A 16789-nucleotide genomic window follows, 5' to 3' on the forward strand; every position below is an offset into this window, starting at 1 on the left:
TGTATGTTTAGTGATTTTGGATATCTATATCATACAGGATTTCTCACTATGGTTCTACTATTTTTTAGGTGTTGCATTTAATTTTACAACGAACCTCTTATTTTTTTCTTTTAATTAATCCAATAGCAGCCTGGCAAATATACCCTTTTGTCAAAAAATATTTATTTAAAAGTTCACTATAGGAAGTAGCACTTTCACCAAAACAATCATTGATCCCTATTCGTTTGACAGGTACTGGACAAATTTCAGACAAGGATTCGGAGACTGCTCCTCCAAATCCTCCCAAGATGGTATGCTCTTCAACAGTAACAATTGCTCCTGTCTTCTGTGCATAGTAAATCAACGTTTCACTATCAAATGGTTTTAAAGTTGGGAACTCTAAAACAGCGGGTCGGATACCTGCCTTCTCCAGTTCTTCAGCTGCCTCCAGTACTTGTGGAAGCAAAGTACCACTAACTGCCAGAGTCACATCCTTCCCATCTTTTAATATCTTTGCTTTCCCTATTTCAAAACTCTCATCCCCACCATGATAAGAACCCACTGGCTCACGTGATAGACGTAGATAAACCGGTCCCCTATGTTTTAACATAGCCCTAACAGCTCCTCGAGTAGTATCAATATCTGAAGGTACCAATACTGTCATATTGGGCATAGCTCTCATAATCGCTAGATCAGTTACCGACTGGTGGCTAGCCCCATCTGCAAAGTCCGATAACCCTGCATACCCCCCTGCCAATTTTACATTTAAACTGTTATAGGCAATAAGACTTCTTACAGGGTCTCCTGCACGTAGGACTATCAAAAATGCAAAAGTAGAAACTACAGGGATTAATCCACAGGTAGCCATACCAGCTGCTGCACTAACCATGTTAGCTTCTGCAATTCCAAAATTGAAAAACCTGTCTTTAAATTTTTCTTCGAACCGTTTAGTCTGTGTACTATTAGATACATCGGCATCTAAAACCACCATCTCAGGAAACTCTTCTGCTAACTCACAAAGAATTTCACCAAATACTAATCTCATTGGTTTCTGCTCCATTATAGCAATCACTTCCTTTTTAAGGTTTATAATAATTCTCTCACACAATGTTCTATTTTAAAAGCACTTACTTAATTCCATTATAGCTTGTTCATACTCCTCTTTATTAATAGGTTTTCCATGCCACAATGACTGTCCTTCCATAAATGAAACACCTTTCCCTTTTACAGTATTCGCTATCACTGCTGCTGGACCTTTGTAGTTAATTGCTTCTTGTATACTATTTATCAAAGCTTCTACATTATGCCCATCACAATTTAAAACATAAATACCAAAAGCCTTCAATTTTGCCTCTAAATCACCCAATGGCATAACTTCTTCTACTTTACCATCCAGCTGTACACCATTTTTGTCAATTATCACTATTAAATTGTCAAGTTTCCACTTTGCAGCCGACATAAACGCTTCCCAGTTTTGTCCCTCTTGCAATTCCCCATCACCACACAGTACAAAAACTCGAAAATTTCTTTTTGTTAGTTTTGCAGCTAATGCCATACCTACACCAACAGAAACTCCCATACCTAAAGAACCGGTAGACATATCAATACCTGGTAACTTAAACATACAAGGATGCCCCTGTAAATTACTATTTAGTTTACGAAGTGTGTCCAACTGGCTTTGCTCAAAAAAACCTTTTCGACTAAGAATAGCATATAGCATAGGAGCTGCGTGTCCTTTACTTAAAATAAATCGGTCTCTTTCTGGCCATAACGGTTCTTCAGGTTTCACATTTAAAAAACACTCATATAAGACCGTTATTATTTCTGCACAAGAGAGACTACCTCCAATGTGACCACTTCCAGCTTTATAAATCATATTAATAACAGTAATACGTGCTTCCTGAGCTGCCCTCTTTATTTCCTCTATCGGAAACATTTATGTAACCTCCTTTTACATCACTCCTGTTGCATAAAACCAAAATTGTACTACACTTAGGACTTGGGTTTTACCCTTTGTTTAACAATAGACATAATCCCCAATCCTTCTCATTTGAAAAACTAGGAAGATAAATTCTTCCGTATTCATCAGCTCTTATAACAGGAAACCGTACATCTCCAAACCAGACCCCTGTACGTGGATTAAACCATTTAAACACATATATCGCGTTAGGTATCGCTCCACGCACAGTTACTTGAGGACAATCTTTTTCAAGATATATCAAGAAAAAGTCTTTCTCCTTTGTACGAGCGCAATAAGCCCATCCACGATATCCCAAAGGCTCTCCTGCTTTATTAGGGGTAACCAGATCTGCATTAGGTTCTAAATCTTTATATCTATCCCCGTTAATAAATGCAAAGTTCTTTAAATAACTCACCATTTTACCAGATTCAAACTGCATTGCATCCCACATCTTATATTTTGCCTCTAATTCTATATCTCCTCCCCATAATCCTTCCGCTCCGTAAATATATCCACCAAACCCTCCTGATAAAAATCCGCCATACATTCCCGAACGACAATTCAAATTAGCTTCTTCGCTATAAGCTGGAGGATCGTCATCAGGAAAACCGGGATAATATGGTTCGCCATTGATAGCAGGCATAGCAGGATATGAATAATAAATCTCTGTTAGATACCAATAATGATCATGCTCACGCCAATTGCCAATTTGATGAAAGGTAAGCCAACGTGCTTGTTCGGGGCCTCCAAAATTAACTAAAGTAGAAGGAGAAGCATTTGTTCCCACCAGTGTCCCAAATGGTGGAGGACCATATTTTTCAATAACTAAATTAGCAGGTTCATTATATTCATATGATGGGATTGAATCACCTGCATAATCAAAGTGAATAGGGCTAAGCAAACAGTTATTAGCTTGATAGCGTGTAAATATATAATGAATATACCGCGCATAGGAGTTCGGCCAATCATAATACCTCTTCCATACTTGACTAACATCTCTTCTTGCCGCTTCAATAAATGCAATAAAACCATTCTTATTTAGATAATCCACTTTTTTATCTAAATGTTGAAAATACTTGGGATTAATACGATCAAAATCCGGAACTATATTTTCGTATCCTGGTACTTTTCCGGGAAAACAAAACGGTCGTCCTCCTTCATTAAACATATCTTTGGCGCTGTTAGTACCAGCTTGTCTCCACGCCGCTCGAATTGTTGTTTTCCATTGATCGTTCATATGAATAGTAGGGGGTAACCCATCATTTGCCCATGTAGGAAACGCTGCTATCATTGCGATACAATTAAATCCTTGTAACTTTCTGTATCTAACCATATCTTTAAATCCCATCTCCGGGCCTATTTCCCGTGGAAATTCATCTTCATACCACTTATATCTAAATGTAGGTGTAGCCCACCACGTATCTCCAATTAACAAAAACGGTGTTCCATCAGCATACATAAAAGCATGTCCATTTGCCGTTGGTCTGATAAATCCTCGCCTACAAGGATTTTCTTCTTTTTCTATTTCACTCCATTCAATTGCTATAAATTTACCTCTTTTCCCATTGAGTCCTCGATCCATTTTATTGGAACCACTTTCCCATTGCCATTCTCCAGGAGACATTGCTACAATACGAACTTTAAAGATATTTTCACCATCCCAAAAACCATAAACACGTCTTTCAAAACCTGGTCCTTTTAAATCTACCCAAACGTCTACTTCAGTATACGGGTTTAAATAGGTATGCTCGGCTTTCAATGTAATTTCGTATTTTTCCCATACATGAACAATTTCTTTATTACCACTCATCGAATATCCCCTCTCCCATATCTTTTTTTATTACAAAATATAGAATAATAAAAGTATATTAACACAAGACATCCTCTCTTTTATATTTTTAACCATACAATTATCAGAGAAGATGTCTGCATTATTTTTATATTCAAAGACTAGTTTTCTATTGTTTATCACGCATCTTTATACAAGAAGCCTATAGAAGGATAAACCCTTCATCCTATACTACTCCATTTACTACATTTATTGGGTTACCACTTAAAAAAGCTTTTAAATTATTTACAGCAATATCCAACAGCCGTTGTCTAGACTCTTTTGGTGCCCATGCTATATGTGGTGTTATTATAACATTCTTAGCCTTTAATAATGGATTATCCATCTTTATGGGTTCTACTGATACTACATCCAACCCTGCAGCATATACTTTACCCTTATTCAGAGCTTCTGCAAGGTCTTCCTCTACTATAAGTGGTCCCCTTGCAGTATTTATTATTATAACCCCATCTTTCATCTTCTCTATCGTCTCTTTATTTATTATCCCCCTAGTGCTCTCCGTCAAAGGACAATGTAAACTTATAACATCTGATTCTCTTAATAACTCCTCTAAATCTACATATCTCATCGTCTCACATTCAAGTTCCTTATTTTTGTATTGATCATATGCTAAAACTCTCATCCCCATCGCCTGCGCTATTCTCCCACTAGCTTGCCCTATCCTACCATATCCTATTATCCCCATCGTTTTTCCACTTAACTCTATAAGTGGATATTTCCAGAAACACCAATCAGCATTATTAGTCCATTCCCCTCTCTTCACTGCTTCACTATGCTCCCAGACATGATGACAAATCTCAAGCAGTAAAGCAAAAACCATCTGTGCCACAGCCGTAGTACCATATGTAGGGACATTAGTTACTGGAATCCCCCTCTCCCGCGCCGCATCAATATCAACTACATCATATCCCGTCGCTAGTACTCCTACCCATTTAATATTAGGCGCCTTATAAAAAGTCTCGCGAGTTAATGGCGTCTTATTAGTATAAACTATCTCTGCATCCCCTATTCTCTCTAATACTTTTTCTCTAGGTGTACGATCATATACCGTAAGTTCCCCTAGTTTTTCTAACTCACCCCATGATAAGTCCCCTGGATTGAGCGTATAACCATCAAGTACTACTATTTTCATTTTGTTATTACCCCTCCTCGTATAATAGTGTACGCTCTCGAAAAGTCTGAGAGCTTTATTTTAGCTTGTTTGCAGGTTCGGTCTTGGGACTTCACCCCATACTTATTCTGCAAGGTTGCTCTACAAAATCGATCGTTGTGCCTATGTTGCTCAGCTACTTTTCGAGAGTATTCAATAGTGTTTATAAACAACAAATCAATTAACCTTTAGGCCATTTATTTTACCAGTTATTTACTGGTAATTAACTCATTATATCTTACTTCCCATTCAAAGCTCGCTGCAAGCTTTTGAATGGCACTTCAACCCTAATCCATATACTTCACCTATCACAAACGGTGGTATATGGCACCGTCTCCCATAGGCGGCAAAAAAACTCTTTACTTTTGGGATAACCTGTAGCATGATTATCTGGTAAAGATATCTGTATCTGGGACAGGCTTTTGCCCCCCTTGCAGCTCGACTGCTCAATAAAGTGTGGTCCCTACACCAGGTTTGCCACATCTAAACTCGAATTCTGCTTTGTCGTAGTACAGGTTCTCGGCAGCAGGAGACTAAAGCCTGTATTGCTAAGAGCTAATAACGCGAGGCTGTTATATAACCTGGTTGCTAGGGTTATCCCAAATATCCTTTACCTTATCACTCCCCTTGGAAAGGAGGTGTTAAATGTGAATAAACTATTTGTAGGCCTTGACCTCAGCCTTAAGGACTACAAGGTATCTATCATTGACCAGAATTGAACTGAAATCGTCAAACCTTTCTCAGTTACCAATGACCAAGTTGGGGCTAACATCCTCATAGATACTATACTCAGGTGCTGTAAGGCTTTAGCTGTTGATACCCTCTTCATCGGCCTTGAATCTACTTCAGTGTATGGCTGGCATATACAGCATCTACTAGCTGATTCCCCTCAGCTTAAGCCTTATCACCCTCACATTATCTGCTTTAACCCTAAACTCATTGAAAACTTCAAGAAATCCCTGGGCAATCTCCCTAAAAATGATTGGGTGGATGCCAACACCATCGCAGAAAGACTCCGTTTCGGCAGACTCCCCAAGTCTTGCCCTGTGGATTTTAGATACCTTGCTCTCCAAAGGCTTACTCGCTACAGGTATCACCTTGTGGAAAACCTGGCTCGGGAAAAATCCTACTACCTGAGCAACCTGTTCCTTAAATTCAGTGCTATGTGCCAGGACAAGGTTTTCTCTAACAACTTCGGGGCCTCCGCTACAGAACTGTTCCATGAGTTTCTTACCGTAGAGGATATTGCGACTCGATCGCTTGATGAACTCATTGATTTTATCATGGAACACGGTAAAAAGCATTTTGAATGTCCACAGGCCACCGCTAAAGCTTTAAAAGAGGCAGCTGCAAAATCTTACAGGCTTAATGCTTCTGTGGATAACTCTCTAAGCTTTGTGCTCAAATCCTGCCTTGAAAACATAAAGGCTCTGGAAAAGCAGATCAAAGCTGTGGATAAAGCCATTGAAAAGGAGCTGCCACTTTTTAAAAACGAGTTCCTGTGCTTAACTTCAGTCAAAGGTATTGGCCCCGTCCTGGCTGCTGGCTTTATATCGGAAATAGGGGGCATTTCTCGCTTCGAGAACGATAACGCTTTGGCCAAATTTGCAGGTCTGTATTGGTCTGAATACCAGTCTGGAGAGTTTACTGCTGATGATACATTCATCAAAAAGACTGGAAACCACTACCTCAGATACTACTTTATACAGGCCGCAGAGCAGCTCAGGAAGTATTTACCCGAATTTGCCCAGTATTACTCTCGCAAGTACAACGAAAGCAAGACCCATCATCACAAGAGGGCTTTAGTGCTTACAGCCCGTAAGGCGGTAAGGTTAGTCTTCGCTCTGCTGCGCGATGAAAAACTTTACAATCCATCCGCCAGGAAAGGAGATGTTAGTTTAAGCTAAGGCCGATTTCCTAATTTACATTTATGTTAATTATTACCATGCCGCCTAGGTGATGGTTAGCTTTGCTATGCCCTTTTTTGGGTTTAAATAGCTAAAAAATTTTCAACTTTTTTCGAATCCCCCCTTGACATATTACCGAATTACTTTAATCTAGGCTATTTTCCGTATTTATATCTATCTTATAACCTTGCCCATGCCTCATTTAACACCCTCTTCGCATTTGCTATTACTATGTCAGGGTCTTCATCTTTCCAAGGCTTAACTTCAAAACTTACAATAGGGGGATTATCAGGATTCAAAAAACCAACTTCCATTAAAACTCTTAAATATTCCATCACTTCTTCTACATCATTCTCACTGTTTGGAAAACCAAACCTTGGATGAGTATCGCCATATGCTTCAAAGGAAGGATCTGCAACTACCGCATTACCTATATGAGCATGTACTATATACTCCTTTATAGGGACTATGGCTTCTCTTGCACTTTCCCTTAAAAGAGGTAAATGGCTTAAATCCACCATAAGCCCAAAATTGTCATATTCCTTCCTTATTTCCTCCGCAAATTTCTTTGCCAATCCTACCGGACCTATTAAGCTCTTTTTATCAATATCCCAATCAAATACTTCGAGTACTATTCTCAAATCACCTTTTGATTTGGCATAAGCACAAAGCTCCTTTGTTGATTCAACTAAAGCTGCAAAAGCTTCCTCTTTCTTATCCTCTTCATACCTACCGCTCAAAAATGCAAAACCCTTAGCACCCATGTAATATGCTTCATCAATACCCTCTTTTAAATTCTCTATCGCTCTTCTTCTCTCTACTTCATTGAGATGATTTATATTCATACCTGTTGTTAATAACCTAGGTGAAGCCCCATAAGCTACAGCCATATGAGAGGCTTCAAGCATTTTTTTCACTTCATCTCTTACCTTTGAATCTTTTATCCAGCTAATTTCAATGGCATTAAAATATTCATCCAATACTATTTTCTTTATTGTCTCTATAATAGGGCCTTCCCCCTTCATAGTCTCAGGATAAGCCATAAAATGTATAATCCCTACTCGCATATATTTATACATCGACTCCTTCATTTAAACCACCTCCCTGATATTTCTTTCCCTATAGATTGATTTTTTAAAATTCTTATTTTAGTCCTAAGTTTTTCTTCATACTCTCAATATTATTTTTAACAGCGGTTTCTGCTTTTTCTTTATCTTTATTTCGAATCGCTTCTAAAATTTTCTTATGATCTTCCAAGGCATTTATATTTTTACCAATCTTATCTTCATACATCTCCAATTTTCTTACAATTTGCATAAACTCCTCTATAATGTAAACAAAATCAATTAATTTTTTATTACCAGTAATTTCAACAATTTTTTTATGGAACATACTATCAAGTATGTTACAATTTTCGTATTCTCCAACATTAAGAGATTCTTCGAATTTTTTAACAAGTTGTTCTAATTCCTTTAGCTGAGCTCTTGTTATTTTCTCAATACACTTTCTCACTGCCAACTTTTCCAACGCTTCTCTTACATCAAGAAGATCTGAAATAACATCAGGCGTAAAATCGATAAAAAATAGCCCTTTTCTAGGTATATCTCTTATAAACCCTTCTGCCACTAACTGTCTTACAGCTTCTCTTACTGGAGTTCGACTAACCGACATCTCTTCAGCCAATATATCTTCTCTAATACGACTTCCGGGTTCTATTTCTAGATTGAGCAATTTCTCTTTTATAACTCTGTAAGTAATCTCTTTAAGACTTAAAGGCTTAAAACCTCTTTTAGTAATATTATTAGTAATATTATTAGAAGTTACTTCCTGCATCTTTTGACGCATTCTACTTCTCCTTCCCCTTTTATTTATTTTTTGGCATACACATATGTTTAAATTTTATTCAAATTCTCCTCTTGCTAATCTAACATGTGATTCTGCCATTTCGTACTCTGCAGCTTGTGCGCATGATGTATTTAACTCTAATGCAGTAACAGCAGCTGCAGCAATTTCTGCTAATCTCATTACACTAGTATTCTCATCTATAGAATTCCCTCGTTTACCACATCCTATCAAATTTAAAGCTTCCCTTGCAGTCCCAAATTGCGTACCTCCACCAAACGCAGCTAATTCAATACATGGCAAACTTACCATAAAGTGGAGACTTCCATCATCGGTTGCCTCTGCTTGCACAAAGCAACTGGCCGAAGTAATTACTTGAGCTAAATCTTGACCTGTAGCGGCAAAAAACGCAGCGACAACATTAGCAGCATTAACATTAAAACCAGAAATCGTTCCACTCAACGCCGCCCCTAAATAACATTTATGAAAAACCACCTGTTCTACCTTTTTGGCAGTAACTCCTTTCTTAAACACGCTTTCCAACACATTTTTAGGGATAAAAACTTCTGTCTGCACAGACTTTCCTCGTCCTGTTAACACGTTAATATGAGCCGATTTTTTATCAGTGCATAAATTACTGCTAATAGTAATTAAACGCCATCCTTTTAGTCGTTCTAACAATGCTTTAGTAATATCTGCTGATGCTTTTGTAACACCATTCATTCCCATGGCATCACCTGTCTTAAAAAACATCCTCAAAAACACTTTAGTCCCCAGTTGATATGGTTCTATATATTCTAACCTTACAAAAGGATCTTTTACATACTTACCCAATTCCATAAGTAATTCCTTATTCTCTTTTACCTCTCGACACAACCATTGAGCTTGATATATATCCGGGGCTTCAATTAATGGAGCTCTTGCCATTCCGTCAAAATGAACCAGTGTGTTTATTCCCCCTGCCAAATTAATTGCTTTAATACCTCGCTGTACACCTGCAAGCAAAGCCGCCTCATTAGTCGCTAAAGGAATATATACTTCCTCATCATTTACATATTTCCCTTTTATTCTTATGGGGCCTGCAATCCCCATAGGAATTATTGCTCCTCCCACCTTTAATTCGATTCCCGGTAATATATATTTGCCTGAAACAATATTGCATGTATCAATATGAGCTTTTTTTATAGTTTCTAATGAGACACCCGTTCTCTCTTCTATTACTTCACACCGTATTACTTCAGCATCACGACAAGCATCTTTTACCTTACATGCTTCTGAGTTGTACACTTCCTTAAATATTATCATCTCTAGATCTTGCTGCTTAATTTTTCCCGATTTAAGTTGTTCTTTAATCTTCTCTAATTTTTCGTTATTCATAACATCCACCCTTCCCATTTTCAGCTTTGTTATATTATTATAAGACATATTAGCTATAAATGAGCAAATTTTCTGGTAATTAATTACCATTACTTAATTTATGAAGTGTTTTATCCTCTCATTTTGTATTCTGGAAAGCTTTATATCTCCCAGAAATACAGGATGGAAATTTACTGGAAGCATTTTTGCTCATTTATAGATATTAGTTATTAATTGGTAATACATGAGTTACAAATTGATTTGGCAAACCTTCCACACTCTTTTATTAAATTCAGATCAATGCCTGTCTTTATACCCATACGGTTAAACATCTCCACCAATATTTCAGTAGCTACATTTCCTGTAGCACCAGGTGCATAAGGGCACCCCCCCAATCCCCCTGCTGCGCCATCGAACACTGGTACTCCTGCTTGTAGTGAGGCTAGAATATTTGCAAATTCCATTCCATCCGCTTGATGATAATGTACTGCTAATGTTGCATGTTTTAATCGTTTAAAAAGCTTTTTTGGTAGTTCAAAAGCTTTTATAGGATTTGCCATACCTGTAGTATCTCCTAAAGAAATTTCGTAAGAGCCACTTTCTTCTAAAGCTAAAGCAATGTCTATAACTTTTTCTTCTGGAACATCTCCTTCTATTGGACACCCGAAAGCAGTAGCTATATAAGACCTAACTCTCACATTATTTTCAGAAGCAATACGGTTAATCTCCTCTATTTCTTTTAACGACTGTGATATACTTCTGTTTACATTTTTTTTGTTATGACTTTCACTCGCGCTTATAATAGTAACAACTTCCTGTAATCCCGCTTCTAAAGCTAGTTCTAGACCTTTTAAATTTGGAATAAGAGCACTGTATACCACACCTTCTCTTCTTTCAATTCTAGCACAAACCTCTTTGGCGTCTCTCATCTGTGGAACCCATTTAGGATTAACAAAGGAAGTAACCTCTATTTTTTTGCAACCAGCAGCTACTAATTTATTAATCAATTCTACTTTTTTATCTGTGGGAATAAACTCACGTTGATTCTGTAATCCGTCTCTTGGCCCCACTTCAAATATTACTACTTCTGTAGGAAAACTAAGTTTATCCATTTTTATTCGTCACTCTCCTTCTTTATGGATAAAATATCAATCTACCTGTAAGATCAGAAAATTGTTGAAAACCCTTTTCATAATCCGTAAGAGGCATTTCAGCACCTATAAAAATTCCAAAGTCAATATTTTTCGTTTCCAAAAATTCCTGAAGTAATATCCAAGTTTCATAAATTCTACGACCGAAAATTCCCGTGAGCACTATCTCTTTATACACTACCCTTGTCATGAATTTTTCAATTGTCAAATTCTCTTCAATCATACCTACGAATACATATCGACCTGCTTTTTGTAAAACATCAATCGCTTTGTTTATTATGACTTCATTTCCTGTAGTCTCAATAACTACTCCCACGCCTTTCCCCCGCGTTTCTTCCATAATTACTTCCACCATATCTTCTTTCTTACTATTTATTATCTTATCGGCTCCTAATTTAACTGCTTTCTCCAATTTAGTAGGACTAGTACTAACTGCGTATACTCTCGTAGCACCTAACAATTTTGCCACATGCACAGCCATCAAGCCAATGATACCACACCCAAGAACTAAAACACTTTTTCCCCATACCTCTCCTTTTGTCAAAGCATGTAAAGCTGTCCCTAAGGGTTCCATTAAAGCGCCATATGCCGGTAATAATGTTTTATCCACTTTGATAGCTGATACAGCCGGTAATTTAATATATTCTGCAAAGGAACCGTCTACATTTCTCCCCAACACACCCATATTGTCACAAATATGCCTATTCCCACTCCAACAACTTACACAATTTTCACACGGTATATGTGTTTCTCCAACTATACAATCCCCAACTTGTAAATTTTTAACACTCTTTCCCACTTCCACAATTTCCCCCATAAACTCGTGACCCATTGTTAATGGAAGTGGATAATTAGCAGAAGCCACAAGAGGAGTCCACATATATACATCCACGTCAGACTTGCATAAAGCTGTCGCTTTCACTCTTACTAATACGTCCTCAAATCCAACCGTAGGAATGGGTATTTCTACTAACTCAGCACCTGGTCCTGCCTTTATTTTTCTCAATGCTTTCACTTTATCCTCACCGTCCCAATTTATAATAATATAATGGTTATAACAACAAAATCAACTCCTCCTTACTTTACTGTCCTCTATTTCGTCGGTAACCAATCACCTCTTACTCAAAAGCTTACCGTTTTAATTACAAATTTTAATATATTTATTATTATGTACTTTTCTATCTGCAAACTACGAGCATCATAATAAATAAGACAATACGGAGCTCCCGCTTTTTAAAATAACACACAAATGTTTAATTAAATTACTTACTTTAAACATACGCTTTTTTTATTATTCAATATCATCTCCTAACGTCTCATCGTAAGGTAAACCTATATCCTTATAATGCTTAGCCCGCACTTTTTGATCACTTTTCCTCACTTTTAATGCAAATTCCACAACTTCTTCGGCTCTGTCTCTTGGTATAACCAATACCCCATCGTCATCTGCACATACGATATCGCCCGGATTAACTGTCACTCCGGCACACCTAATCGGTATATTCACACCACCATTAATTACCCTTCCATATACATGATTGAAAGTACGAACAGTACACCAAACTTTCGCCCCTTCCAAATTGCATTCATAAGAATCACGACATCCTCCATCAATAACTGCCCCAACTACTCCATTTTTCATAGCATTTAATGCGATTTCAGATCCCCATACACCGCCTGGATATCCTCCCATATCGATTACTATGACTATATCCTTATCCTTATACTTTCCTTCAGCAATCGGAACAAAAAACGAATAAGTATCACTACACCATCTATTTAATTCCTCGGTATACTCTTCGAAAGTTTTACAAACTTTTACATTTTTTTGGGTAGGAATCAATTTCACTGTATAGGCAAAACCTACCATTGATATACCTGGCCGGATAGGTCTCATCAAAGGAGACATACTCCCTATGTTAACAAGGCCAATTGCATCCATCCCATCAGCTAAATCAGCTAATCTACAACTACAAATTTTTTCCAATAGTTCTTTATCATTCATTTTTTATCCTCCTTAAGTTATATTTTCCTGCGAGAGCTCCTGCTTGAATGTTATATTTATTTAAACACCATAAAATTTTAAAAAGTTTCTTTCTTCATTAACTTTTGTAACCCTACTGTCAAACTTATTGATAAAATGAAAATTACTATAGCAGCCACTGCCCCATAACCAATATTAAATTCTTGAAATGCTTTAACAAACATATATATTGGTAAGACTTCGGTTGCATGATTAGGTCCTCCACCTGTCATAACATAGATTAAATCAAAAGACCTTAATGCCCCTGTCAGTTGAAGAATAATAACACTTGTAGTTACTTCCCAAGAAAGAGGTAAGATTATATAAAATATTTTTTTCCAACCAACTGCTCCGTCAATCACAGACATTTCAATTACTTCTTCAGGCATGTTCATAAACCCTGCATTAAACAACATCATCTGAATACCTGTAGAATGCCACGCTTGTGCTAGTATTATGAAGAACAACGCCGTTCCACTATTAGCTAAAGGTGGAAGATAATATTTCCCTAAACCAATTGATTCCATTAAAGGTTTTAAAAGTCCAAATGCAGGACTATAAATATAACCCCAAATATACCCTACTGCTACCGACATCAACATTGGTGGGATAAAGTAAACCGTTCGAAAGAAACGGTATCCTTTTAATTGTAAATACAATAAATACCCTAAAATAAAACCTAAAGGAAGCTGAATTAACCCCGTTCCTATCATAAAAATCAAAGAATTTTTTACTGATTTCCAAAATAAACTGTCAGTAAACACTCCTAAATAATTATCCAGTCCAGCAAATACTTTAATACTTACTGTTTTCCACCGATACATACTTAGTACAATTCCATTTACTATGGGATAAAGAACTAACAACACATAAAGCGTCAAACCTGGTAATAGAAACATAATTATTGCTAATTTCTTATTCTTAATCACATCCATACATTTTCTCACTCCTAAAAAGTTTTAACCCTTTATTGCTCCTACTGTCATTCCTTTGATAATTCTTTCTTGTAGCAATGCGTAAAATATTAAACCTGGAAGACACGCTATTACTAATCCAGCACACATCTGCGTATATTCGGCATTATATTCTGTGACAAATCCCATTAAACCAATGGGCAACGTCTTTACAAAAGGTTCATTTAACATTAACATTGCCACCAACAACTCATTCCAACAAGCTATTACTGCTAAAATTACAATGGTAATTACCCCATCTTTTGATAAAGGAAGAATAATTTTTAGAAAAATTCTCCATAAACTGCATCCATCTATAATAGCACTTTCTTCTAATTCCTTCGGGATGGTTTTCATATAGCTTTCTAGGAAAAACACCGAAGCTGAAATTCTGAAAGCAGCATATATAAACCCCAATGCTATTAAATTATTCTGAAGTTTCATATTCATCGCTAAAATATATAGTGGTATGACAGCTGCATGTATTGGTATCATCATTCCGATAATCACTATATAATAAATGATCCTATTCCCCTTAAATTTTAACCTTGACAAAACAAACGAAAGAGTAGTTGAAGTTACCACGGTTATTATGATAGTTACTATGATAGCAATTAAACTGTTATTAATATAAACACTCATTCGCCCTCTTTTCCACGCATTTACATAATTTTCAAAATGCAAAAATTTGGGTAATCCCCAGACATTTGCTGTTAACTCTGCCTGGGTTTTTAATGAGGAAGAAATTAACCATATTAATGGCAAAAGGACTATCACTGCTATTATTATCATAAAAATATATATAAAAACTTTTGCCTTTTTGCTTACCTTTAATGAAGATGTAGTATTTTTAGTAAGTTTAAATGCAGAAATACTTTTTCTTGTTGACAAGTTTAACGTTTCCATTCAATTCACTCCATTTTATCTACTTTATTATGTCTACATTAGGTAGGATGCAGAGAAAACTTAATTCTCTCTGCATCCTACTTTTTGCACTTCATTTAAGCGACTTTACATATTCTTCGGCTACTTTCTGTACTTCCGCAATTGCCTCCTCCACCGTCAGCTCCCCGGAGACTATCCCAGGCATTGCCGTTTTCTTTATTGCAAGATCAATTGGTGGAGGTGCCATTGCATCCATTGAGGGAATAAACCTGGGTGTTTTTTGGAATGCATCATATAATTCATTTATTACTGCCGGGGGTTTTGTACGATCATAATTGATTTTCCCAGCATACAAATTTGTTCCTGTTTCCATAGCAGGTCCATAATATTCTGGACTTGATATCGCTTTTGCCCATTCAATTGCAGCTTCTATTTCTTCTTGTGGTTTATTGCTTGAAACAATAGTTCCTACCAGGATACCTCCTACACACGCTTCTGGATCACCGTTGGGCATATCGGTCATAATCGGGAAATTAACGCGTTTTACTTTTTTAATAAATTCATCTCCCCCAACTGCTATAAAATTACCGACTTTCCACTGTCCTTCATAATACATTGCTGCTTCTCCCCGCGCAAACATTTGATCGGCTTCATTTACAGTCATTCCCAACACACCCGGTGGAAAGGCTTCGGCATCTACTAATTCTTTGAACTTCTTCATTGCTTGAGGAAAACCATATTCTGGGTCATTCCACTTTGTCATCGCATTCCCATACCCTAGTGCTTTTGCTTTTTCAACCCCAATAACTCTCACCAGCAAAGCTGAAGCCAGCCATGCAAAACGTATATCCTTTCCGCCTGTAACAAGAGCATATATCCCTTTCTCACGACATTTTTTGGCTAACTCAATCAGATCATCAAAAGTCTTGGGTGGCTCCCATCCATATTTCTCAAAAAGTTCACTGTTATAAAATAATGCATCAACGCTTGCCTCGTAAGGTGCCATCATGATCCTTCCATCCTTATATGTTACAGCTTCAAATGTTTTTTGATCAAACCACTGTTTAAACTCTTTATGTTTAGGATCCTCAAACACTGGTCTCCAATCAATAATTTTATTATCTTTCATGAACTCTCTAGCATAGCTTAATGGACACCATGAAGCATGAGGTGGATTGTCCGCTGCCATCTCTACAGTTATCTTTGTTCGAAGTTCAGCACTAGGAAGAGCATCATGAACAATTTTTATATTAGGATGTTCTTTTTGAAATTTTTCAATAAGTCCATGTAGTATATCATATTGCGGAGAACCTGCTGTAGTAGCTGACATATAACGGATTGTAATTTCTTTCTGTTCCTTTTTATCTTCGGTTTTTTCTTGTTTATTTGTCTCCTTATTTTCTGTGGTTTGCTCTGGTTTTTGCTCGATTGGTTTACTTTTTGCACATCCTGAAATTACAGCTATACAAAACACCACCAGCAATAACATAGATACTAATTTAATACCTTTTCTTTTTCTCATTATTATATACCCCCTTACCTTTTTATTTTAAATAGTCACAATATTATGACTATTTAAAGATCTTTACTTAAAAGCTTTATAGCCCATATTATTACAGATTCAATTAACCAATTAATTACTCTTGTTCTGCAAATTTGAAAGTTAAATTACCAATATTGGTTATATAATCCTATATTGGTATAATAGCACTAAACATTTAAGCAACAAGCTTT

General features: G+C 36.8%; 13 protein-coding genes and 1 pseudogene. 1 reads left to right on the forward strand and 13 read right to left on the reverse strand.

Annotated elements, in window-relative coordinates; all coding sequences use genetic code 11:
• Nucleotides 1-97 precede the first annotated feature (97 nt).
• From JOD02_RS11150 to JOD02_RS11165, 4 genes are all read right to left on the reverse strand, one after another.
• Entirely contained in the window at nucleotides 98-1039 is a 942-nt protein-coding gene (locus JOD02_RS11150; protein ID WP_204489574.1) for a transketolase family protein, read from the reverse strand.
• 57 nt (nucleotides 1040-1096) lie between these two features.
• Nucleotides 1097-1915: a transketolase gene (locus JOD02_RS11155; RefSeq protein WP_204489576.1), complete on the reverse strand. Its 819-nt coding sequence runs from the start codon at nucleotides 1913-1915 to the stop codon at nucleotides 1097-1099.
• Nucleotides 1916-1985: 70 nt separating this feature from the next.
• Nucleotides 1986-3749, reverse strand: coding sequence for a DUF5060 domain-containing protein (locus JOD02_RS11160; RefSeq protein ID WP_204489578.1), 1764 nt, complete (start codon nucleotides 3747-3749; stop codon nucleotides 1986-1988).
• 205 nt (nucleotides 3750-3954) lie between these two features.
• Nucleotides 3955-4920, reverse strand: a complete 966-nt coding sequence (locus tag JOD02_RS11165; protein WP_204489579.1) for a D-2-hydroxyacid dehydrogenase — start codon at nucleotides 4918-4920, stop codon at nucleotides 3955-3957.
• Nucleotides 4921-5585: 665 nt separating this feature from the next.
• On the opposite strand from JOD02_RS11165, the pseudogene JOD02_RS11170 reads away from it, so the two are divergent.
• Nucleotides 5586-6845: pseudogene (locus tag JOD02_RS11170) on the forward strand (IS110 family transposase).
• Between the two features lie 179 nt (nucleotides 6846-7024).
• Here JOD02_RS11170 and JOD02_RS11175 read toward each other — a convergent pair.
• The 9 genes from JOD02_RS11175 to JOD02_RS11215 form a co-directional block, all read right to left on the reverse strand.
• The gene (locus tag JOD02_RS11175; RefSeq protein ID WP_204489581.1) at nucleotides 7025-7936 is read right to left on the reverse strand and encodes a sugar phosphate isomerase/epimerase family protein; all 912 of its coding nucleotides are present in this window, start codon (nucleotides 7934-7936) and stop codon (nucleotides 7025-7027) included.
• Between the two features lie 52 nt (nucleotides 7937-7988).
• On the reverse strand, nucleotides 7989-8690 hold the full coding sequence (locus JOD02_RS11180) for a GntR family transcriptional regulator (RefSeq protein ID WP_204489583.1): 702 nt from the start codon (nucleotides 8688-8690) through the stop codon (nucleotides 7989-7991).
• Nucleotides 8691-8744: 54 nt separating this feature from the next.
• Nucleotides 8745-10064 carry a hypothetical protein gene (locus tag JOD02_RS11185; RefSeq protein ID WP_204489585.1) on the reverse strand — a complete coding sequence of 440 codons (1320 nt, stop codon included), beginning with the start codon at nucleotides 10062-10064 and terminating at the stop codon, nucleotides 8745-8747.
• 209 nt (nucleotides 10065-10273) lie between these two features.
• On the reverse strand, nucleotides 10274-11155 hold the full coding sequence (locus JOD02_RS11190) for a hydroxymethylglutaryl-CoA lyase (RefSeq protein ID WP_204489586.1): 882 nt from the start codon (nucleotides 11153-11155) through the stop codon (nucleotides 10274-10276).
• A gap of 22 nt (nucleotides 11156-11177) precedes the next feature.
• A complete protein-coding gene (locus JOD02_RS11195; RefSeq protein ID WP_204489588.1) occupies nucleotides 11178-12209 on the reverse strand; it encodes a zinc-binding dehydrogenase in 1032 nt (343 codons plus the stop codon).
• A 276-nt stretch (nucleotides 12210-12485) separates the two neighbouring features.
• On the reverse strand, nucleotides 12486-13199 hold the full coding sequence (locus JOD02_RS11200; RefSeq protein WP_204489590.1) for an RraA family protein: 714 nt from the start codon (nucleotides 13197-13199) through the stop codon (nucleotides 12486-12488).
• A 77-nt stretch (nucleotides 13200-13276) separates the two neighbouring features.
• Nucleotides 13277-14152, reverse strand: a complete 876-nt coding sequence (locus JOD02_RS11205; protein ID WP_204489591.1) for a carbohydrate ABC transporter permease — start codon at nucleotides 14150-14152, stop codon at nucleotides 13277-13279.
• A 24-nt stretch (nucleotides 14153-14176) separates the two neighbouring features.
• Nucleotides 14177-15076, reverse strand: a complete 900-nt coding sequence (locus JOD02_RS11210; protein WP_204489593.1) for a carbohydrate ABC transporter permease — start codon at nucleotides 15074-15076, stop codon at nucleotides 14177-14179.
• A gap of 91 nt (nucleotides 15077-15167) precedes the next feature.
• Nucleotides 15168-16577: an ABC transporter substrate-binding protein gene (locus JOD02_RS11215; protein WP_204489594.1), complete on the reverse strand. Its 1410-nt coding sequence runs from the start codon at nucleotides 16575-16577 to the stop codon at nucleotides 15168-15170.
• Nucleotides 16578-16789: the final 212 nt, after the last annotated feature.

This window comes from Caldicoprobacter guelmensis (assembly GCF_016908415.1).
GTDB lineage: Bacteria > Bacillota > Clostridia > Caldicoprobacterales > Caldicoprobacteraceae > Caldicoprobacter > Caldicoprobacter guelmensis.